The 22,781-nt window shown below is 68.1% G+C and carries 14 protein-coding genes; 7 read left to right on the top strand and 7 right to left on the bottom strand.

Going from position 1 to position 22,781, the window contains the following annotated elements:
- The first annotated feature begins 79 nt into the window (after window positions 1-79).
- A complete protein-coding gene (locus tag G4D83_RS18165) occupies window positions 80-2,824 on the top strand; it encodes a CARDB domain-containing protein (protein WP_163866031.1) in 2,745 nt (914 codons plus the stop codon).
- 68 nt (window positions 2,825-2,892) lie between these two features.
- A complete protein-coding gene (locus G4D83_RS18160) occupies window positions 2,893-3,315 on the top strand; it encodes a hypothetical protein (protein WP_163866030.1) in 423 nt (140 codons plus the stop codon).
- 4 nt (window positions 3,316-3,319) lie between these two features.
- On the opposite strand, the gene G4D83_RS18155 is transcribed toward G4D83_RS18160, so the two are convergent.
- The 7 genes from G4D83_RS18155 to G4D83_RS18125 form a co-directional block, all read right to left on the bottom strand.
- Window positions 3,320-4,132: a hypothetical protein gene (locus G4D83_RS18155; RefSeq protein ID WP_163866029.1), complete on the bottom strand. Its 813-nt coding sequence runs from the start codon at window positions 4,130-4,132 to the stop codon at window positions 3,320-3,322.
- A 101-nt stretch (window positions 4,133-4,233) separates the two neighbouring features.
- A complete protein-coding gene (locus tag G4D83_RS18150) occupies window positions 4,234-5,298 on the bottom strand; it encodes a cysteine hydrolase family protein (protein ID WP_163866028.1) in 1,065 nt (354 codons plus the stop codon).
- Window positions 5,299-5,329: 31 nt separating this feature from the next.
- Window positions 5,330-7,204 carry a hypothetical protein gene (locus G4D83_RS18145; protein WP_163866027.1) on the bottom strand — a complete coding sequence of 625 codons (1,875 nt, stop codon included), beginning with the start codon at window positions 7,202-7,204 and terminating at the stop codon, window positions 5,330-5,332.
- A gap of 4 nt (window positions 7,205-7,208) precedes the next feature.
- A complete protein-coding gene (locus tag G4D83_RS18140) occupies window positions 7,209-8,012 on the bottom strand; it encodes a protein phosphatase 2C domain-containing protein (RefSeq protein WP_163866026.1) in 804 nt (267 codons plus the stop codon).
- A gap of 272 nt (window positions 8,013-8,284) precedes the next feature.
- Window positions 8,285-8,974, bottom strand: coding sequence for an NUDIX hydrolase (locus tag G4D83_RS18135; RefSeq protein WP_163866025.1), 690 nt, complete (start codon window positions 8,972-8,974; stop codon window positions 8,285-8,287).
- A gap of 53 nt (window positions 8,975-9,027) precedes the next feature.
- Window positions 9,028-10,032: a diacylglycerol/lipid kinase family protein gene (locus tag G4D83_RS18130; RefSeq protein ID WP_163866024.1), complete on the bottom strand. Its 1,005-nt coding sequence runs from the start codon at window positions 10,030-10,032 to the stop codon at window positions 9,028-9,030.
- A gap of 81 nt (window positions 10,033-10,113) precedes the next feature.
- Window positions 10,114-11,118 carry an SDR family NAD(P)-dependent oxidoreductase gene (locus G4D83_RS18125; protein WP_163866023.1) on the bottom strand — a complete coding sequence of 335 codons (1,005 nt, stop codon included), beginning with the start codon at window positions 11,116-11,118 and terminating at the stop codon, window positions 10,114-10,116.
- A 321-nt stretch (window positions 11,119-11,439) separates the two neighbouring features.
- Between G4D83_RS18125 and G4D83_RS18120 the strand changes: the two genes are divergently transcribed.
- The 5 genes from G4D83_RS18120 (at window position 11,440) to G4D83_RS46850 (ending at window position 22,760) form a co-directional block, all read left to right on the top strand.
- On the top strand, window positions 11,440-13,227 hold the full coding sequence (locus G4D83_RS18120; protein ID WP_205522655.1) for an Ig-like domain-containing protein: 1,788 nt from the start codon (window positions 11,440-11,442) through the stop codon (window positions 13,225-13,227).
- Between the two features lie 72 nt (window positions 13,228-13,299).
- A complete protein-coding gene (locus tag G4D83_RS18115) occupies window positions 13,300-14,826 on the top strand; it encodes a PEGA domain-containing protein (protein WP_163866021.1) in 1,527 nt (508 codons plus the stop codon).
- Between the two features lie 68 nt (window positions 14,827-14,894).
- Window positions 14,895-16,313: an IgA Peptidase M64 gene (locus G4D83_RS18110; protein ID WP_163866020.1), complete on the top strand. Its 1,419-nt coding sequence runs from the start codon at window positions 14,895-14,897 to the stop codon at window positions 16,311-16,313.
- Window positions 16,314-16,436: 123 nt separating this feature from the next.
- On the top strand, window positions 16,437-19,184 hold the full coding sequence (locus G4D83_RS46855) for a lamin tail domain-containing protein (RefSeq protein WP_163866019.1): 2,748 nt from the start codon (window positions 16,437-16,439) through the stop codon (window positions 19,182-19,184).
- Window positions 19,185-19,358: 174 nt separating this feature from the next.
- Window positions 19,359-22,760, top strand: a complete 3,402-nt coding sequence (locus G4D83_RS46850) for a putative Ig domain-containing protein (protein ID WP_163866018.1) — start codon at window positions 19,359-19,361, stop codon at window positions 22,758-22,760.
- Window positions 22,761-22,781 lie beyond the last annotated feature (21 nt).

Here is a 22,781-nt window from a genome sequence, read left to right as displayed (position 1 = left end):
CGCCCTCCGTCCAGGGGCACGGTGGAGCCATCCCCTTAGTACGGCCGGACCCCCAGGCTCCCCCGGAGGCACGTCACACATGCACGCGCGTCGTTGGTGGGCAATCGCGCTCGCGGGAACACTTGCGGGCTGCATCGTGGAGCCCCAGGGTCCCGACTGGGACGACTGGGATGAGGACCCCACCCAGCCCCGGCCCGACCCCACCGAGCCTGGCCCCGAGTTCGGCGGCCCCGACTTCCAGGTGGAGTCCGTCTCCGGCCCTTCCGCCCTCGGCACGGGAGAACTGCGCGTCCGGGCGCGCCTCTGCAATGAGGGCGGCGGCGCCGGCTCGACGGAGGCCTCCTTCTTCCTCACCCCCGCCTCGGGTCCTGGGACGAATGAAATCCTCCTGGCCACCAGCAACCGCCTCTCCCTCCGCTCCGGCGAATGTCGGGAAGTCTCCGCCTCGGTGAGCGCACGGTCCGTGCCCGAGGGCAGCTACTTCCTGAGCGCCAGGGTGGACCCGGACGGCGTCGCCACGGAGACCCGCGAGGACAACAACGTCCGCCTCGGCAACACCGTCCGAGTGGACCGCACGCCTCCGGAGACCCCCGCGCCCGCCTGGACGCAGGCTGAAATCGGAAGGCTCCGCCGCCTCACGCTCCACACCGAGTCAGGCGCCACCGTGCGCGTGTACGAGGGCCCGAACTGCTACGGACAAGAAGTCGCGAGCACCGTGGCGGGCTCCAACAACTACTGCGAGGTCCCCATCGACGTCCCGACGACGCCCGGAGCCACCTACTCCGCGCGCGCCTATGACGACCTCGGCAATGGCTCACCCTGCAGCCCCACCGTGGACTACCCCTACGGCGACGGCACACCGCGGCTCGCCCCGGTGCTGCTCAACACCAACCCGGGCTCGCCCGGTGGCAGCCTCCAGCCCACCTTCAACGGCCGCGCGGAGCCGCGCGTCACCGTGGAGCTCTTCAAGAACGCCACCTGCCAGGGCATCGCGGAGCAGACGCTGACCACGGATGGCGCCGGCTCCTTCTCCGCCCGGTTCAATGTGGCCAGGAACGAGAAGGTGACCGTGTCCGCGCGAGCCAAGGACTCGGGCGGCTACTCCACGCCTTCCCCCTGCTCCAATCCCATGGAGTACGAGAATGACGGCACCCCGCCGGCCCCGCCCCGCGTCACGGACGTGAAGTGGCAGTACCTGAACAGCGGCCGCCAGCTCGTCGTCACGGGCACCGCCGAGCCCCACTCCACCGTGGCCATCTTCATCGACGTCGCGTGCACGGGAACCCCCGCGCGCACGGTGCAGGCGGACGCGGAGGGACGCTTCACCGCGACCGCGCCCTTCAGCGCCGGAGGCAGCCACCGGGTGTTCCTCTCAGCGAAGGACGCCTCGGGCAACGTGTCCACGTGCGCCGAAGGGCCCGCGTATGAGTTGCGCTGCCCGCCGGGCACCGCGGACTGTGACGGCCGCTCCTCCAACGGTTGCGAGGTGGACCTGACGGCGAATCCCAACCACTGCGGCACCTGCGGCAACTCCTGCCAGGACGGCCCCTACGCGGACGGCGTCTGCGTGGCGGCCACGTGCGGCACCACCTGCGCGCCGGGCTACTACGACTGCGACGGCAAGGCGTCCAACGGCTGCGAGTCGCGCACGGTGTGCCAGCCCACCAACCAGTGCACCATCGACAAGCCGAGCGAGCTGATGATTACGGCGCTGTCCGTCGTCGAAGACCCGGTGCGCACGGCGCCCGGTGGCGCGTGGCACTTCGGCACGGTGATGCGCGAGCTGGCGGGTGGACAGGACCCGTCGCCGATGGTGCGTGCGTGGCTGAAGACGTGGCTTGGGAAGCAGAACGTGAACGGGCTGGAGATTCCCCCGCGCCCGGAGATGCAGACGCGCGTGCTGGGGCCGTGGGAGGCGCGCAGTGGCGGGCCGTCGGCGCCGCTGGACTTCAACTCGGCGCCGTTCCGGCTGCTGGCCATCATCAACCGCATCGACCTGCGCGAGCAGGGCATCCAGGCCGGAGAGGGACGCTTCATCTACGGCGTGGTGGACCCGAGCGGTGTGCCGCTCGAGTTCACCGTCATCCTGGAGTACGCCCTGCCCGGCACCACGCCGGAGTCCATCCAGCGCTGGGCCACGGACTGGCATGAACTGGGCACGGTGAAGGTTGGAAACGCGGGCTACAACGCGAAGCTCCAGGCACTCACGGACCGCTTCTCGAAGCGGGGGGTGATGACGGGTCGGCACGAGGGCAGCGCGCTGAACCAGATTCGCACCAATGAAATCGAGCTCGCGGAGCCGTGGGAGATGCGCGAGTTCATCCTCTCGCCGCTCGGCCTGATGCCGGCGACGACGAAGCTGACGCCCGCGATGCACTTCGAGAACACGCAACTGCTGGCCACCTACCTGACGGAGAACAGCGCGGACGTGCTCGCGGAACGGCACGTGGTGCCCGACACCTTCGGGGGCTTCCCGTTCCTCGCGGCCCACTCGCTGGTGCCGCTGGACTTCTTCTGGCGCGCGCCGAACGTGTCGAACGAGGTGCGCCACAAGTTCTCCCTCAACACGTGCAGCGGCTGTCACGCGGGTGAGACGCAGACGGAGTTCGTCCACGTGGCCCCTCGCTCAAGAGGTGCGACGTCGGCGCTGTCGCCCTACCTGCGAGGCACCACGGTGACGGACCCGATGACGAAGTCGGTGCGCACGTTCGACGACCTCACCCGGCGCGCCGATGACTTGAAGGCGCTGGTGTGCGCGCCGACGGCGGGCCTCAAGTCCGTGGGCCTGGTGCCGTCCAACCTGCCGCCCGCCCGCGTGCACTGAGCCACGAAGGGAATCATCAGGCCCGGGGAGGAATCCCTCTCCGGGCCTCGTCAGGGTAGGCTTTGGACATGGCCCTCCTTCCTTCTGATTATGCCCGTCGCGATGCCGGCGCCGCCCGACACGCGAAGCTTCACGTCCAGCTCGAGGTAACCCGCGTCACGCTCCCGCCCCACACCCCGGGCGAGGCCGTGGTGGAAGGACGCATCGCCCGCATCTTCCGAGGCGACCCGGCACGGCTCTCCACCCCCGTCTCCTTCGAGGTCCCCTGCTACCGCGAAGGCGACAGGCTTCCCCCGAGCGGCATCCGCTGGAGGCTCGTCGAGGACCTGGAGCGCGCCCGGTACATTGAAATCTACCTCGACACGAACGCTGTAGGAGTCATGGATGCTGGGCCGGGCTTCACCGTGCTCGAAGCCCTGACCGACACGTCACGGTTCGTCTTCAAGTACATCGAAGAAGATGAAGAAGTAGAGGAAGAAGAGGAGGCCTGACGCCTCACCGTCCGAAGCCCCCCAGGGCCGTGCGGCTGAAGCTCGCGGCCCCCTGACTCACTCGCACCGCGGACTGGCTGAACACCTGGAAGGCCGCGCGAATCTCCTGCGCTGTCTGGCCGGGCGTCAGAATCCATTTGTCCTCGATGCCCATCTCCAGGAACACGCGCCGGAAGTCCGTGCTCCCGTCGTCGATGCCCATCGCCGCGACGATGTGGTTCTCCGCGCGGCGCAAATCATTCACCACCGCCGCCACGTCCTTCGCCCGGGCGCGGCTGGAGTGCATGTCCGCGCCGTCGGTAATCAGCAGCGTCACCGTGCGCACCGGCACGCCGTTGCCGCTGAACTCCTGGGACTTCGCCAGCACCGTGCCTAACAGCACCACCGCCTGGTCGTACAGCGGCGTGCCCTGGTCCGCGCTGTAGTTCTTCGAGTGCATCCGGACCACGTCCTCCAGCGGCCGGTAGGGATTGAGGACATGGCCATTCAGGTAGCGCGTGTGGAAGAGGACGCCGTCCTTCTGCTTGCTCGCCAACAGCGAGTCGAGCACCAGGTTGTGCCCGTCGCACACCGTCTTCGTGTGCCCGCCCGAGGAGATGCTCCCCGAGTCGTCCGGCATCACCGTCACCAGCACCACCTCGCTGGCCTGCACGTCCTCCACGCGCACGCCGAGCCCCGCCTGGATTTGCGCTCCCAGGTCCACCACGGACAGCGCCTGCAACCCCGCGGGGCTCAGCACTCCTTCCGCGTGCGCGTCCTCGAAGAGCTTCGTCACCGCCGTCGGGTGGGCCCACGTCGACTTGCTCGTACTGCTCATGTCCAGCTCACTTTCTCCCTCGGTCCGAGGGCATGGCTCCGCCCGCCTCGTTCCCTTCGGAGCAAGGTCGGAGCATCAGATTCGTGACGAAGGGACTACTCTCAGCCGATGCGCAGGTCCGGCCAGCTCGTCAGCGGGTCCGTGGACTTCACCAGGTGCATGCCCGCGTCGGCGAAGCGCTTCAGCGCCGCATCCGCCTGCGGGGTGAAGTCCGCCGCGAAACCGCCCTTGCCGTCGGGCACCGTCACCGCGGACATGCAGTCCGTCAACAGATACACCTTGCGAGCCAACGCCGCGTCCTGCGCGACGATTTCTCCGAGCAGGTCGTCGATGGAGCTCTTCACGCAGTGGCTCGCGGCCTGTCCGCCAATCACCACCGCGTCCGCCGTCAACAGCGTCTTGAGGAACTGGGTGTTGCGCTGTGCCAGCGGCTGGCCGTCATGCCGGCTCATCACCTCCGGCCGCAGCACGGAGTAGTTCTCCGTCAACGGGTTGCCGCCCTTCACCTCCGCCCAGGACTGCATGCCGCGCGCGTACGAGTGGAACAGCCGCGCCTCTTGCACCACGCCGGCCAGCGCGTGTCCGTCGCCGCCCAGGAGGCAGTGCGGCGGCCACAGGTACAGCGTGTACTTCCCCGCGCGTTCCAATTCCTCGCAGTAGTACTTCACCTGCTTGAGCAGCCAGGGGTAGTTGCCGCCGCACAGCCACTTCGCCATCGCGGGGTTGGGCCGGGCCTGCCCGCGTTCGATGTGCTCGCGAGTCACCTCGCGGTACGGCGTGAGCGGCTTGTCATCCTGGTCCACCCAGAAGGACGGGAAGAAAATCTGGTACGCGAAGTGGGTGTCCAGCGTCGCCGTGACGTTCGTCAGCGTGCCCAGGTTCTTGTAGATGAACTCGGCGATTCGCCGGCTGTCGTCCACCGCGCCGCGTCCGCTGCGTCCGGCGACGTAGAGCGAGCCCTCCGGGAAGCAGAAGTCCTTCTGCACGTCGATGAGCAACAGGTGCAGGTTGAACCCATCCGCCGCCGCCGAAGTGAGTCCATGCGCGCCCCGCCACGCGCCCGCCTCCAGTTGGAGCCTTCCCGCGTCGGGGCCATAGCTGTACTGGCCCGCGTGGTCCGCCCGGTAGAAGCCAGGCATCGGAAGTTCCTTCAAGTGCTTCTTCATCGCGCTACCCCCATGTGAAGAATTCAATCGCTCACGCCATCCGCAGCGTGGTGAGGTCCTGTCTGCCCACCACCAACAACCCCTGCCGAGTCAGCAGGAGCTGACAACCCGAGTCCACGAAGGGCTCGGCATCCGGAAACTCGCGCACGGCCTCCAGCCGGCCGCCGCGCAGCTCCACGCGGGTGAGGCCCACGTCCGTCGCGCGGAACAGCGCCTCCCCCACCGCGCACCGTCCGCTCCGGAACGCGCCGCCCAGCCACGAGCCATCCCCCGCCTCGGCCACATCGCTCGCGCGCACCACTCCGTCCGAGCCCACCACCACGCAGTGGTGCCGGGTGCGCCCCGCCGTCTCCTCCGCGAGGAACAACCGCGCCAGCGCCCCGTCGAAGACACAGTCCGCGTCCACGAGCTGTCCCGAGGGCCACGGCAACACGAGTCCGTCTCGCAATCCCAGACGCTCCGCATCGAAGATGAACGCGTCCCGCAGTCCACCCGCGCGATGGAAGCCCAGGCCGAAGCGGGGCCCCACGAACAAGCGCGTCTGCCCCTCCAGCACGTCACCGATGCGCTCCGGACCCTGCGCGCCGTCCCGCCACAATCCACCGCCGACCGCCCAGTAGCGATGTCTCGCATTGGAGGCGAAGGCCGGGCGTCCCTCGGGGGAATCCACGCTCAGTCGCTCGGGCTGGCGCTCCGGGACGAGCACCGCCACCACCCCGTCGCGCCCCACCAGCGTCGCGTCCCCTTGCAGCGACCAGCGCAAGGAGGGGTCCAGGGGTCCGCGCAGCGCCACGCGTCCGTCCTCGCGTCGATAGGCTCCGTCCGCGTGGTACAGCCAGCGGGGGACGCCCTCCTCCACGCTCGCGTGCACCAGGACGCCGCGCGTGGAGAACAGGCGCGTCGCCGTCACCTGACCGCGAGCCGAGGTGACGGGTGTGCTCGCCGCCACCGCGTGGGGCTGGCACGTGGGACAGGCGCTCCGCGCATGTTCGACGCCACACGACGCGCAGGCGGAGAAGCGCAGGCCCTCCAGCAGTGGCAGCGGGAAGACACCGCGCAGGTCCTCCACGAAGACGCGGTGCAGGTGGTGGAGCACGTCATCCGGCAGCGTGCGCAGCGGGAGCGCGGGCTTCGGATACTGTACATCTGGATGGAAGACGGTGATGCGCTGGAGCAATCGCCCCGCGGGAGTCGTCCGTGCCGCCGGGGACTTCGCCCGGTGTACGCCGCCGTGAGGCCCCACGCAGAGGAGCGACTGCATCGCGGCCACGGTGAAGCCATACCAATCACTCACATCCGAGGCGGGCTTCGTCGGAACGAGGCTCGTCGCACCGCCCAGGCGCACCGGGTCGAGGAAGCGCTCGGTGAACACCGAACACAGGAAGCCTCCAAACTGGAAGCTGTCCGCGTCGATGAGGTGCGCGTCCGCCGGCCCCGTCACCAGCACGTTCAAGTCGTTGAAGTCGCCCACCACCACGCCCGACGCATGCACCCCGGCGAGCGTCCGATGCAGCCCACACAACACCTCCACCACGCGCGCGGACGTGGCGCCGACGCGGCGGAACGAGGGCTCGCCGAAGCGCCGCAGGGACTCCACGCCGTCCAGCTTGCGCATGGCGTAGCCCAGTACCGTCTGTCCCTTCTTGTCCGTGGCCAGCGCCTGCGGCGTCACCACTCGCCCTGGCAAGCCCGTGGGAAAGGCGCGCAGCTTGCGCTGATGCTCGTCCAGGCGGGCGCGAGCGGCGGATTGCTCGCTGGCGAGCCCCGTGTAGTCCGGGTGCTCGGGCGGCTTGAACACCTTGAGGGCGCGGCCATCCCCCAGGTCGAACACATCCGCCTCGCCGCCCTTGCCCAGCGCCTTCGCGGGATTGAGCCGCACCTTCTTGCCTTCGAGCCAGAGGTCCATGGCGTCACGCCCTCCCCATGCGACGACGCAGCACCACCATCGTCGTGTCGTCCGCGAGCAGGCCCGGCGTGCGCTCCAGTCGCCGCGCCTCGAAGTCGGCGCGCACGTGCTCGCGGTTGAGCATCGCCAGCCTGCGGCGCAGCGCATCCGGGTTCGCGAAGTAGCGGTCCTCCGTCCAGAACCGCGACAGCGCGCCCACCGGCTCGTCACTCGACGGAAGGCGCGCCTCCGCGAGCTTCGCCAGGTCGGAGACGCCATCCGTCCCGAGCATCAGCACATGCACGTCCCGCGTCGGCACCAGGGCCTGCGCGACGAGCGGCGTCTGCGCTCCGCTCGACAAGGCATACGCGAGGTAGGGCGGCGCGTTGTTCGCGAAGGGCCCCAGCACATGCACCTCGCCGTTGAGGCACCACACCCCATCCCCCGCGGAGAAGACGAGCGTGTGAGAGGGCGTCAGCACCGCGCCCACCACCGTGAAGAGGAAGTCCCCCAAGGTGTCGCGGCCCAGCTCCCCCCGGAGCTCGCTCAGCAGACACAGCACGTCCTCTCGCAGCCCGGGAAGGAACCCGGCTTCATCCACACGCCCGTCTTCCGCCAATCGCACCAACGCCGCCTGCGCCACCCGCCGCACGCCGAGCTGCGCGCCCAGCTCACTGCACGGCTGGCTTCCACAGCCATCCGCCACCACCGCCACCAGCCCATGCTCGCTGGCCCGCACGCACCAGGCATCCTGGTTGTTGCGCCCCGCCCTCGCGTGCTCCCGGCCCTGCACGGAGGCGGCGGCGACATCGAAGGGCAGCGAGGACATGGCTCTCCCGTGGCCCGCGAACGGGCTCGGCACGCGAAGGTGCTGCAAGGTGACGCGCCTCGTCTCCCGGGGTCCCCGGGAGCGGCGGCCTCCCACGCCCCGGAAGGGGGACTCCACGGGCCGCGCCTCTCCTCTGGTGGCGACGTCCCGCGGAGCCTCGCTCCGGATTCGTGTATCTACGACACCAACATAGTGTCCCTTAGACACTATGTCAACGCAATCACGGGCGGCCGGGAGGACAGGGCCTCCGTGCGCTGGTGGACAGCGAGGGGTCAGAGTTCGAAGTTGAAGCCGGCCTTCTCGAGCTGGCGGTACTTCTTGTGGTCGAACCGGTAGAGGCGCGCGGCGCGATGGGAGACGTCCTGCTCCACCTCGTCCAGCTCCTCCAGCAGGTCCATGGCCAGGATTTTCTTGCGGAAGTTGCGCTTGTCGAGCTCGCGCTCCAGCACGACTTCGTACAGGCGCTGGAGCTGGGTGAGGGTGAACTTGGGCGGCAGCAGCTCGAAGCCGATGGGCTGGTAGCGCACCTTGCCCTTGAGGCGCTGGAGCGCGGTGTTGAGGATGTCCGCGTGGTCGAACGCCAGCTTGGGCGTGTCCCAGACGGAGAACCACGCGGCCTCGCGGGCGTCGGTGGCGGCGCGCAGCGAGTGGGCGCTGAGCTTCACCAGCGCGAAGTACGCCACGGTGATGACCCGGCCCCGAGGGTCCCGGTCGGGCTCTCCGAAAGTGAAGAGCTGCTCCAGGTGCCCGGGGCGCAGGCCGGACTCCTCCTCCAGCTCGCGCCGCGCGGCGGCCTCGAGCGACTCGTCCATCTTCACGAAGCCGCCCGGCAGCGCCCAGCGGCCCTCGAAGGGCTCCACCCCGCGCTGGATGAGCAGCACCTTCAGGTCATCGTCGTCCAGGCCGAAGACGACGCAGTCCACCGTCAACGAAGGTCTCGGGTACTCGTAGGTGTAGCTCACGGCGCACCGGCATAGTGTCCGGAGCACACCCGAGTCAACGAGGGTGCTGCCCGCTACACGTCGACCATGCGGGACAGCTTGCGCCAGTCGACGAGCTGGACGCTCTCCTCGGCCAGGTCGAACTCCACCGAGCGCCGCAGGCCGATGACGTCGCCGCCCATCTGGAAGGGCACGTCGCGGTCGAAGTCCATGCGCAGGCGCTGGACGAACCAGTCATGCATGTGCGGCAGCGGGTGCTCACCGCGCCACAGCTTGAACATGTTGCGCGTGGCCTCGACCACGCCGGCGCTGTAGACGCGCACGGAGAGCCGGTGCGGCACGCTCTGGGCGAAGGGGAAGGCCTTGAAGCCGAAGCCCCACTCGGGTGTCGTGGCGGCGCCGGCCACGCCCGCGGGCCCTTCGTACAGAAGCGCGCCCGTCTCACCCCCGGGCACCGGAATCACGTTGCCGCGAGCGTCCACGGTGAGGGCGGGCTCACCCACGTTGTAGACGGACACCCGGGGGTTGCCGGAGCCGAACATGTGCCGAGGCACCGTCCGGGTGAACATGGCGGTGAGGTAGCCGCGCAGGCCCGCCTGCTGGCTGCGCAGCGGACCCGCGGCGGAGAGCTGATCCTTGAAGTCCTGAATCATCTCCGCGTCCCAGCCCGTGCCGGCGAAGGGCGCCACCTTGCCCTCCACGCGCACCAGGGAGAAGGGACGCGTGGGCGGCAGGACCTCGCGCATGGCGGCGATCTGCTTGAGCGCCACGGCGGGACGGGGGGCGCCGGTGACTCGAGCCCAGGCGTTGCCGGTGCCCATGGGGAGCACGCCGATGGCGGGGAGGGCCACGCCCGCCGCGCGCAGCTCGTTGAGCAGACCGGTGATGGTGCCGTCACCGCCGCCGGCCAGCAGGAGGGAGGGAGGGTTGGGCCGCAGCTCGGAAATCCAGTGACGGGCCTCCTCCAGCGAGCGGGTGAGCGCCAGGCGAGCCTTCGGGAGGAAGCGCTGAACCAGGCCGCCGACTCCCTCGGAGCCCCGGCGTGCGCGCAGATTGACGAGGACGGCGATGTCGGTCATGGCGGCGGGACTTTCCCTGGGCCGTGTCATGGCCCGGTCACGGGCCCGCGATGGATAGGGCCCGTGACGACAATGTGCGTCTCACACCCCGAGTACGTGGGCGACGCGCGCTCCAAGCCGCCCCCGAACCTCCCTCCGCCTCAAGAGTGCGGCCGTGGCGAGCAGTCCCCCAGCGAAGAGCAGGCGGCGCAGGGCTTGCTTGCTTCGAGAGTGATAGCCGCCGGACGTGGCGGTGCCCTCGGACATGGGGTGGAAGAGACTGCCGGGGGTGGCGCCCTGACGTTCGTCCTCGAAGTGAAGGGCCTCGGTGGCGCCGTGCATGGTGCGCTCGAAGGTGCGAGGCATCAGGCCGTGCATGGCGGCGAAGGCGCGGGCGGCGGGGCCTACGAGGACTTCGGGGCGGGGTTGGCGCAGGACGCGGAGGATGGCGCGGGCGACGCGCTCGGGGGTGTAGACGGGCTCGACGGGGCGCACGCGCCAGCCGGTGTAGTTGGCGGTGTGGTGCCACAGGGGCGTGTCGATGGCGGCGGGCATCACGGTGCACACGTGGATGCCGGTATCGAGGAGCTCCTGGCGGACAGAGGCGGTGAAGCCTCTCACGGCGTGTTTGGAGGCGACGTAGGCGCTGACATAGGGCGCGGTGACGGAGCCGAAGGACGAGGAGACATTGACGAGGGTGCCGTATCCCTGGCGGCGGAACTGCGTCACGGCGGCGCGGGTGCCGCTGACGGTGCCGAAGAAGTTGGTCTCCATGAGCTGGCGGAAGGCGTCGTCGGGGGTCTCCTCCAGACTGCCCATGAGGTAGACACCGGCGTTGTTGATCCACGCGTCGAAGCGGCCGAAGGCTCGCACGGCCTCCTGGGCGAGCGCCTGCACGGAGGCGGAATCCGAGACATCGGTGGGGACGGCGACGGCGCGGACGCCGAGGGAGACGCACTCACGGGAGAGGTCCTCGAGCGGCTCCTCGCGGCGGGCGGCGAGGACGAGGTGGGCGCCCTTCTTGGCGAGGGCGAGCGCGGTGGCACGGCCGATACCGCTGGACGCTCCGGTGATGACGACGACGCGGTTCTTCCATGCACGCTTCATGGTCCCTGGCCTCCGAGGGGCGAGCCGGCGCACGGGTGGCACGGCTGACTCGCCGAAGATGGGGATGGTGGTGGGCTTGTGACCCATGCCCCTGGGGGCTCCCCCGGAGAGCGGGCGGCGGAGCGGTTCCGGGGCACGGGATGGGTGTCCAGCGCCGGGACGGAGCCTTCTGGGTTCCACCCGAAGTGGAACGACTCCGAGCCGGTGGGTCCGGGCCTGAAAGCAAGGAGTTGGGGTGGTTTGGAGGAAGCGGGAGAGGGCTGTTATGGGCATGAGACTGTCGAGTGGGCAACGGAACACGGCCTGCACTGACGCCTCGCGATGATTCCTCCAAGACCTGTCCTGTTGCCCTGGGTGGTTGCCGTTCTCCTGTCCGCGCCGGCCTGTATCGAGGTGCCGGACATCACTCCCGTCCAGGGCGAGGCGCGCATCCGCACGCCCGAGGGGACGGCCTATACGAAGGGGGTCCTGGACATCGGCCTGGAGGTGACAGGGCACCGCCCGGACCGGGTGGAGCTGCTCCGGGACGGGGAGGTGCTGGCGGTGCTGGAGTCGCCGTACACCTATGCGTGGGACACGACGGGGGAGACGGAGGGGGAGCACCGGTTGAGGGCGCGGGTGGTGTTCGGGGAGACGGTGTTCTCGGGGGAGGAGCGCGTGGTGGTGGTGGACCGCACGGCGCCGCAGGTGGTGTCACGGGCGCCGGAGCCGGGGGCGCAGGATGTGTGGGTGAAGAGCCCCATCCAGGCCGTGTTCTCCGAGCCGATGAAGGTGGACACCATGACGAGCGCCTCCGTGCGACTCACCGTGGGCGGGGTGGACGTGGTTCGGACGGTGTCACTGTCGGGGGATGGGAAGACGCTGACGGTGGTACCGGGAGCCGGGTATGCGCCGTCACATCCAGTTCAGTTGGTCCTTACCGAGCAACTGGTGGATCTCGCGGGGAACAGCCTGACCACCGAGTCGGCCGACTGGGACTGGACCATCCCTTTCTGGATTCCTTGGGGCACTGGTGATGGGGCTCTCCTGAGTGCGCGTGACAGCTCGATGAAGAGCCACGCCTTCGACGCAACCGGCAACCTGCTGGCCATATGGAACCTGTCTGACAACGGCTCGCATTGGCTCTATGTCAAGCGCTACGAAAACGGCGAGTGGAAGACCTACGGCCAGACCCACTTCGCATCCTCAAACCAGGGAGTCTTCCTTGACAGCTCACTCATCCTGGACTCCGCAGGAAACCCTATCGTTGCCTGGACCCAGCCTGGCAGTTCGAGTTCCTCGACCGTGCAGGTCAAGAGATGGACTGGAACCCAGTGGGAGCCACTCGGGGCGCGTGTCGAAGTCGATGCTGCGATGCCACAGAAGGCCCATCCTCATCTCGAATGGGCCCCCTCCGGTCAACCCGCCATTGCCTGGAGCGAATCGGATGTCATTGAGACAACCACTGTTTGCGCCGCGGAGTGGGTTACAAGCAATTGGCGTCCTCTCGGAAACTGCTTCGACGCACGGGGCACATCGAACTACTCCACGAACCCGGTCTTGAAATACACACGCAGCAAGGTCCCCACCATCGCATGGGTGGCCGCCGGCTCTCCTGAGCATGCCGTCCACGTCAGCCAGTTCGTCGACAATACCTGGACGGTTCTCGACGCCGAGGACCACAATATTCGAATCAATGACCCCTACGTATCCCTGGCCTTAGGCCCCACGGACCAACCCATCCTCACATGGCTCGCTGACACCGGCAGTGGAAACGACTGCGTCGCCACTGAAAACTGGTTTGATTCGTACTGGGCCCTGCTGGGGTCACCCCAGCTTCCACCCGCAGGAACCATCACGACGACGGGACCCGCGCTTGAAACGGATTCTACCGGCACCCCATTCATCGCGTGGACAAGCACGGTCACCTCCACGGACAGTCGTTTGCGAACCAGCCGCTGGACGGGACTGAATTGGGAGTCACTTGAAGACGCCTCGTTCAAAGTCGAGGGCCGGGTATTCACCAACCAGCACACGCTTCAACAAACGAGCACTGGAGAACTCGTGCTGTCCTGGCGACAACTCCTCCTCTCCGAATATCGAATGAGGGTACGCCGGCTCAATCGCTAGCGTTCAAATGTTCCCTCGCTCCCTTCCACTCTTGTGGAGCCCGCGGTCGGCACACTTCACGGAACCACTCCGATGACAGATTTTCGAATCGTTATTCTCCTCCTCGCGACCCTTCCGACACTCGGGCTCGCAGCACCTCGCCGTCTGGTCGTCGCGAGTGGAGACTGCAAGGACGCGGAGCTGGGCAGCCAGGCCAACGCGTTCCTCAGTGCCCTCGTCTCCCGCCCGGAGCAGGATGTCCTGAGCGCGTCCGGGTTCAGCGAGCGGCTCTTTCCGCAACCCACCAAGAGCTACGAAGACCTCCAGCGACAACTCGACTCCGCTCAGGACCACTTCTACGAGAGCCGGAACGGCAAAGCCGCCGTGGCCATCGACGAAGCCCTCCAGCAAATCAATCGACTGCCCGTGGGCGATGCGCGCTGGAAGCTCTTCGTGAACGCCCAACTCCTGCACGGCCTGAACTATCGGGCCATGGGCAAACAAAAGGAGAGCGACACCGCGTTCCGGAGCGTGTTGCGGCTCCAGCCCGCCTACGAGCTCGACCCGGACTACTTCGCGCCCTCGGTGCGCCAGGGGTTCGACAAGCTGCGGCGGGAGCTGAACCTCACTCGCAAAGTGAAGCTCTCGGTGAAGTCCACGTTGCCCACCTCGGACGTATATCTCGACGGAATCAAGATGGGCCAGACGCCCCTGACGATTGACGTGCTGGCGGGCAGCTATGACCTCACCCTGGTGAAGAGCGAAGCCATCAGCTTCCCTCGACAGATTCAGGCGCAGGGCGCTGACACACCGCTGCTCGTGGACCTCGCTTATGAGGGCTCCGTCTCCGCCACGCCGTTCCCCTGCCTCTCCGTGCCCGAGGCCAGCATGGAGCAGACCCTCAGTCACGCCGTCCGGCTGGGCGGCACGCTCGGTGTCGAAGAGGTCATCGTCGTGCGCCTGGAGCGCCCCAGCAGTGGCCCCAAGTGGTTCGCCGCCACGGTGCTCAATGTCGAGGGCGGCCAGAAGCTTCGAGAAGGCGGTTTCAAGACACAGGGCTTGGATGCCCCAGCGGAAGCACTCTCCGCCCTGGTGGACTTCGTGACCACGGGTCGATCTCCTTCCAACCTCGTGGTGATGAATGCCAATGGGCGTGCTCCCTGGGAGCAGGCTGTGACCTCGGACAAGCTTGGTGCCCAACACGGAGGCAGCATGGACATCAGCGCTCCGGACCTTCTCTCGGACGGCATCGCGGACACCGCGGACCGACCCACACCGGCACTGCGTGTGGCGTCCTATGTCCTGCTCGGCACCGGCGTGGCTGCACTGGGCGGGGCAGGTGTGGTGAGGTTCCTCGCCCAGAAGAACGTCGATGACCTGGAGAAGCGGCTCGAAAACGGCCGAATCCTCTCCACGGACCAGGAGGCGCTGCGGCTTCGCAACTCCCTGGTCCAGAAGAGCAACGTCCTCACCGGACTGCTCGCCGGAGGCGGCGCCGCGGTCGCGGCGGGGGCCGTGCTCTTCCTCCTGTCGCCCACACCCCAAGCACCGCCGCCTGTCTCGGTGGGTGTCGCCACGAATGGCGAGGAGTTCTCGGCCAGCCTCTCCGGCACCTTCTGACTTCCAGACCTCCCAGGAATCGCTCTCCATTCGCGCCGATACCCTCGCCGCCGCATAGAGTGCCGCGCATGACGCGTGCCCTTCTTGCCTTGCTCCTGGCCACGAGCGCTTCCGCCGCGGCCCCTCGCACCCTCCGGGTGGATTACTTCCATACCGGCAATGCCACCGAGGAACGCTTCAGCCTCGACAAGGTGGTCCTCGAGCCGCTGCCCTGGCCGGGCCATGCGGCACGCGCGGTCGACGACACCAACCTCGGCAAGTACCTCTTCGAGGTGAGGGACCGGGACACGAACCAGGTCCTCTTCTCCCGGGGCTTCGCCTCCATCTACGGAGAGTGGGAGCTCACCACCGAGGCGAAGAGCCAGCACCGCACCTTCCACGAGTCGCTTCGCTTCCCCACGCCCGAGCGCCCCGTCCAGGTGCTCCTCAAGAAGCGCGACGCGCAGAACGCCTTCCGCGAGGTGTGGTCACTCATCGTGGACCCGAAGGACATGTTCGTGGACCCGTCCTCGCCGCCCGCTCCGGGCCCACTGCTGAAGCTGATGGAGAACGGGCCACCCGAACAGAAGGTGGACCTGCTCATCCTCGGCGACGGCTACACCGAAGCGGAGCGCCCCAAGTTCGAGAAGGACGCCAAGCGTATGGTGGACATCCTCTTCACCTTCTCTCCCTTCAAGGAACGGAAGACAGACTTCAATGTCTGGGGCTTGATGCCTGCCGCCGCGCAGTCCGGAATCTCCAGGCCGTCCACCGGCGTCCACCGACGGTCGCCCGTGGGCACCACCTATGACGCCTTCGGCAGCGAGCGCTACATCCTGACCTTCGACAACAAGGCCTTCCGCGAGCTGTCCGCCTTCGCGCCCTACGAGTTCGTCGAAATCCTGTCCAACGGCAACACCTACGGAGGCGGAGGCATCCTCGGCCTCTACGGCACCGTGGCGGCCGACAGCCTGTGGGCGCCCTATGTCTTCGTCCACGAGTTCGGCCATCACTTCGCCGGCCTCGCCGACGAGTACTACACCTCCGAGTCCGTCTACGTGCCGAACGCGGACCGGCTGGAGCCCTGGGAGAAGAACGTCACCGCGCTCAAGGACCCGGAGCAGCTCAAGTGGAAGCACCTGATGACACCCGGCACGCCCCTGCCCACGCCATGGAGCAAGGAGGCCTATGAGACACACTCCAATGACGTGCAGAAGCGCCGCCGTCAGGTGCGTGCCCAGCGCAAGCCGGAGTCCGAGATGGACTCCCTGTTCGTGGCGCAGCGCGACTGGGAGGAGAAGTTCCTCTCCTCGCAGAAGTACTCGAACAAGGTCGGGGCCTTCGAAGGAGCCAACTACGAGGCCCGGGGGTATTACAGACCCCAGCTCGACTGCGTGATGTTCTCACGGGACCGCGTGCCCTTCTGCGCGGTGTGTCAGGACGCGATTTCACAGGTCATCGACTTGTATGCGGGTCCACGACCCCAGGCGTCCCGCAAGACTCCGTGAAAACCTGACATTTCAAGGGATTCTTGCGTGACATGGCGGTGTCACGGGGGCCCCGCAATGGACCCTCTCCAGGTTCAGGTGTAAGGGGGGCGAGTTACTACCTGCATCCCTGGAGGGGACCGCATGCAGAAGCGAAATTGGCTTGCAGCGCTCATGACCGCCGTGCTCGTCACGCTGGGCACGGGCTGTGGAGATGAGTGCGTCGACCAGTTCGACTGTCGCGCCGACAATGGCCAGCCAGATCAGGGCAAGGAGTGGACCTGTAATGACGGGACCTGCGAGCAGGTCACCATCAACATTCCGACGCCTGACTCGGGCACTCCAGATTCGGGTACGCCGGATTCAGGTACGCCGGACTCGGGCACTCCAGACTCCGGCACTCCGGACGCAGGCGTAACGTGCAACCCGGCGTGCGCCGCGGGCGAGCTGTGCGATGTCAGCTCCGGCGCGGGCGTGTGCAAGACCTGCCGCGACTCCGCCACGGGCGCGGGCACGGATGAGGGCTGCTCCTCCGTCGCGCCTGTCTGCGATACCGCCGGTGCTGGCGGCAAGGGCGTGTGCACCGCGTGCCGCGACTCCGCCACGGGCAACGGGCAGGACCTGGGCTGCTCCGCCACGACGCCGGTCTGCGACGCCGCCGCCAACAACGGCGTGGGCGTCTGCAAGGCGTGCACGGATTCCGCCACGGGCAATGGGCAGGACCTGGGTTGCTCCGCCACGGCCCCCCTCTGCGACACGACGGCCAACAGCGGCGCTGGCGCCTGCAAGGTCTGCGTCGACTCGCTGACGAGCCCCGACCTGGGCTGCTCCTCGCCCACCAACATCTGCGACACGGCGGCCAACAACGGCGCTGGCGAGTGCAAGGTCTGCAACGCCACCGAGGGTTGCCAGGGTGAGCAGACGTGCAACGCCACGGGCACCGCCTGCGAGGGCTGCGCGGACAACGCGTCGTGCGCTCCCGAGACGCCGGTCTGCCGCACGGACACCACGCCGACGACGTGCGTCGAGTGCACCCCGGGCGACACCACCCACTGCGATGCGACCAAGCCGGCCTGCAACGCCAACTTCCTGTGCGGCTGCACGGACAATGGCCAGTGCGCCGGAGTGGCGGGCAGCGAGCGCGACTTCTGCGACCTGACGGGCAACAACGGCCGGGGTCAGTGCGAGGTCTGCGTCACCGACGCGCAGTGCGCGGGTGTGGACCCCGCGAAGGCGGTCTGCAACAACCGCACGGAGTGCGTGCAGTGCCTGACGAACGCGAACTGCTCGGCGGGCCAGGTCTGCAACACGACCACCCACGCCTGCGAGACGGCCCCCGGCCCCACCGCGGCTGAGACCAGCGCGCAGATCACCGCCTTCCTGGCCGCCGCCAATGACGCGACCAACCTGCCTGTCGAGGGTGCCTACGTCACGGCCCTGAAGCCCGCCGTGCAGGGCCAGGCTGCCTCCGAGCCCGTCGGGTTCTTCCTCCAGGCGGAGCCCAATGGCCCCGCCATGTTCGTCTCCGACGCCACGGCCCTGGGCCAGGTGGCTGTGGGTGACCGCGTCAGCCTGACGGTCGCGCTGAAGGAGCTTGTCAGTCAGCAGGACCTCGCCAAGACCGTCACGGGCCTGACCCGCATCAGCCAGGGCCACTCGGTCAACTCGCTCGCCGTGGACCGCTCCGCCGCGGAGGACCTCATCACCGCGCTGGACACCTACGAGTATGAGCTCGTCACTCTCTCTGGAACCCTCGGTGTTGGAGGCTCGTTGGGTACGGGGTTCACGGGCTTCGCCATCACGACGGTCGGCATGCCCGCCACCAACGCCATCCGCCTGCGCTTCCCGTCGGCGATCTCCCAGGCGCTCGACGCCGCCCAGGGCTGCCAGTTCAATTTCACGGGCCCCATGTGGCGGTTTGGCACCACTCCGCAGCCGTCGGTCACCTCCGCTTCGGACATCACGCTCGATTGCCCGGCGCCCAAGCTGCTCACGGCAACCGCCGTGTCCGCTACGGAGGCTCGGCTCACGTTCGACCGCAAGATTGATGCGGCTTCGGCGCAGGCCTCGGACTTCACCATCGCCAACCTGACCATCTCGGGCGTCGCGGTTGACGGCGTGCTGGTGACCCTCACGACGAGTGAGCAGACCGCGGGTACGGCCTATACGGCCACCGTCTCCGGCGAGGTCACCGACCTGGGTGGCAAGCCGGTCAATCCCGCGAACAACAGCGCGAACTTCAACGGCTTCACGCCTCCGCCCCAGGGCGCTTCGCTCGTCATCAACGAGGTGGACTACGACAACATTGGCACCGACAACGCGGAGTTCATCGAGATCTACAACCGTGGCGACGCGGCCGCGGACCTGAGTGACCTCGTCCTGGTTCTCGTCAACGGTGATTCGACTGCGACGCCGCGTCGCGAGTACCTCAAGGCGGCCCTGAGCACCGTGACCGATGCAAGTGGTACCGCGGTGACGTCACTCCCCGCGGGTGGTTATCTGGTCGCAGCGTCCACGAACTTCTTCACGGCCAACCCGCTTCCCGGTGTTCTGCGTCTGGTCATTGCCGGTTCAGGCGGCGCGCAGAACGACATCGTCCAGAACGGCTTTGGTGACGGCGTTGGCCTCATCCAGAACTCCACGGGAACGATGGTCGACACCGTCTTCTATGAGACGCCCGCCCAGAACCCCCAGAACCCCGTGTTCAACATCTTGTTGACCGGCGGCGCGGGTGAAGTGACCCTCAGCTTCGTCGAGGGTACGCGGACCGTCGCCGCGGACTCGAACTCGGTGGCGGGCTCGCTCCAGCGCGTCCCCAACGGCGGCGATACCAACGACAACAACGCCGACTTCGCGTTCCTGCCCATCTCTCCGGGCGCCGCGACGCCGTAATCGGCTGACACGGGGCTGAGCCCCCAAGCTCATCTTCCTGGCCGCGGTCCCTTCGGGGGCCGCGGCCTTTTTCTTGGCCGCATCCCCTGACACCCGATTGAGCTGTCGTCAGTTCTCCGGACTACAGTGCCCTCTCTCACCTGGGGCCTCGGCTCCTACCGGTCCGGAGTCTCCATGCGGTTCCACCGCGCCCTGGCGCTGCTCTTTGCCCTCAGCCTCACCGCATGCCCCGGCTCAAAGCCCACCACGCCCCTCTTGCCGGAACAGGACGCCGGTCCGACTCCCACCGACGCCGGCCCTACTCCTACCGACGCCGGCCCGACTCCCGCCGATGGCGGCCCTACTCCCACCGACGCCGGCCCGACTCCCGCCGACGGTGGCCACACCTCGCTCACCTTCGAGACCGCCACCCTCTCCGACGCCTACGTCGGTGACGCGTACTCCGCGCCCCTCGCGGTCTCCGGTGGCTCGCCCCCTTACGCTTGGACCCTCATCAGCGGCGCCCTTCCTCCCGGACTCACCCTCCTCGACTCCGGCGGCCTCCAGGGCACCCTCTCCGCAGGAGGCACCTCCACCTTCAGCCTCCGCGCCACCGACTCCCTCGGCGCCACCGCCACGCGCGAGCTCTCGGTCACCATCTACCTGCCCCCCACGCTCGCTCCCGTGAGCCCTCAGCTCGTCTACGTCCGCGACAACATCGCTCGCGCACTTGAGCCCTCCGGCGGCAAGGCCCCCTTCGTCTTCACCACGCCAGGCCCGCTGCCCCCAGGACTCACGCTCGCTCCCGAGGGACTCCTCCACGGGCAGCCCACCCAGGACGGCGCCTTCACCTTCGAGGTCCTCGCTCGCGACGCCAATGGCCGCACCACCACGCGCTCGGTCACCTTCACCGTCGCCGCCCTGCCCTCCATCACCACCCTGTCACTCTCCGATGCGACGCTGAGCGCCCCCTATCAGCAGACGCTCGGCGCCACGGGTGGCCGTGGCTTGCTCACCTGGACACTCGCCTCTGGCTCTCCACCTCCCGGCCTCACGCTCTCGCCTCAGGGCACGCTGAGCGGCACCCCCTCCTTCAGCGGCACCGCGTCCATCACCGTCCGCGTCTCCGACGAGTCCGGTCGCACCGACCAACGCACCCTCGCGCTCATCGTCTACGCCCCACCCGCCATCACCAGCACCCTCGGCGACGGCTACGCCACCACCGCGTACACCACGTCCCTCACCGCCTCGGGAGGACGCGCTCCCTTCACCTGGTCCGTCGCCAGCGGCGCCCTGCCCTCGGGCCTCTCCCTCGCGCCAAGCTCGGGCATCCTCTCCGGCACCCTCGGCTCCAGCGTGGGGACGCACAACCTCACCCTTCGAGTCACCGACAGCGCCGGCCGCACCAGCACCCGCGCCGTCACGCTCTCCGTCTACTCGCTGCCTGTCGTCACCGGCGCGGCCACCTCGCTCGATGGCTACGTCACCGTCCCCGTGAGCGCGGTCTACGGGGCCTCCGGTGGAAAGCCGCCCTACACCTTCGACACCCCCAGCACCCTGCCCTCCGGACTCACGCTCTCCAGTGACGGCCGCCTCACCGGCACGCCCTCCGTGCCCGGCCCCTTCTCCCTCCAGGTCCGAGCCAGCGACTCCAACGGCCGAAGCGCCCTTCGTCCCCTCGCGCTCAGCATCTTCGCGCTCCCCTCCATCACCACCAGCACCCTCCCGGAGGCCGACACCGGCGAGCCCTACTCAGCCACCCTGTCCGTCTCCGGTGGCAAGGCGCCCTTCTCGTGGAGCGTCGTCTCGGGCTCGCTGCCCGCGGGCCTGTCCCTCTCCAACTCCGGCACGGTGAGCGGCACCACCCCCTCCAGCACCGGCAGCGCCTTCACCGTGCGCGCCTCCGACACCAACGGCCGCGTCGCGGACCGCGCCTTGTCGCTCGCCGTCTACGTACCGCCCTCGGTGACGACGACGACCGTGCCCATGGCCGTCTCCGGACAGCCCTACTCCGCCACCCTCGCCGCGAGCGGCGGACGCGCGCCCCTGACCTGGAGCCACGTGGGCACGCTGCCCACCGGCCTGTCCCTCTCCTCGAGCGGTGTCATCTCCGGCACCCCCACCGAACAGGGCACCAGGTCCTTCAGCGCCGTCGTGCAGGACGCCAAGGGCACCTCCGCCTCGAGCGCGTTGTCGCTCACCGTCAGCGGCTCGGGACAGGTGCTCACCGTGGGCCACTGGAACATCGAGTGGTTCGGCGCGGACAACCAGGGGCCGCCCGCATCCACATCACCCGGAGGCACGCCCGATGACCTGCAGCTCGCTCACGCGGGCGACATCCTCTCCGAAGCAGGCGCCAACGTGTGGGGCCTCGTCGAGATGGTGGACAGCGCGGACTTCCAGGTCCTCAAGGCCCAGCTTCCCCAATACGACGGCTTCCTCGCCAACGACTGGAGCTACGTCTCCAACGCCAGCTCCTGGTACTCCGCCGGCGAGCAGAAGCCCGGCATCCTCTACGACAGCAGCCTCGTCTTCCAACGCGCGGAGCTCATCCTCACCGCGAACGACTTCTCCTTCGGAGGACGTCCTCCCCTGCGCGTCGACTTCACCACCGTCATCAACGGCGCGCCGACTCCCATCTCCGTCATCGTCCTGCACATGAAGGCCTTCGACGATGTGGATTCCTATACGCGAAGGCAGGAGGCCAGCATCGCGCTCAAGGCGTACCTCGATGCCCTGCCCACCGCGCGCGTGTTCGTCCTGGGCGACTGGAATGACGACGTCGACCGCTCCATCACTCGCAACGGCGGTGTGAACCTGCCGACGCCGTTCCAGAACCTCCTCGACGACCCCACGCACTACACCTTCATCACCAAGGTCTTGTCCGAGCGCTCGGAGCGCACCACCACCGAGTACCCCGACACCATCGACCACACGCTCGTCAGCGACGAGGTCGCCGCCGTCTACGTCCCCAACTCTGTCCGCGTCGTCCGTCCCGACACGCGGATCCTCAACTACAACAACATCGTCAGCGACCATTACCCCGTCGTCAGCCGCTACGACTTCGGCGGAGGCGGCGAAAGCACCGACGGAGGAACCCAGACGCCTCCCGCGATGCTCATCAACGAGGTGCTGGCCAACGAGCCCGCGGTCCCCACCGGCGACGGAGGCACCGCGCCCGACACCGACCATGAATTCGTCGAGGTCATCAACACCGGCGGCTCCACCGCTGACCTGTCTGGCTGGTCGCTGTGGGACTCCAACGTGGTCCGGCATACCTTCGCCACCGGGACGCTCGTCGCGCCGGGCCGCGCGTATGTCATCTTCGGCGGCTCCCGAGGCTTCCCGCTCGGCACGCCCGACACCGCGCCCGCGTCCACGGGAACGCTGGGCCTCAACAACGGGGGTGATGGCGTGAGCTTGCGCGACTCCACGGGCGCTCTCGTGGATGTGATGACCTATACGGGCACCGTGGACAACGTGTCCCTCAATCGCTCACCCGACGCATTCCCGGGCACCGACTTCGTCCTCCACACCACCCTCAATCCCAGCCTCGGCTCCTCACCGGGACGTCGCGCGAACGGCAACGCCTTCTGACCCGAGGCCCCTTCCCTCCCG

This window comes from Myxococcus eversor (assembly GCF_010894455.1).
Classification (GTDB): Bacteria; Myxococcota; Myxococcia; order Myxococcales; family Myxococcaceae; genus Myxococcus; species Myxococcus eversor.
This window is presented reverse-complemented; position numbering and strand designations above follow the sequence as displayed.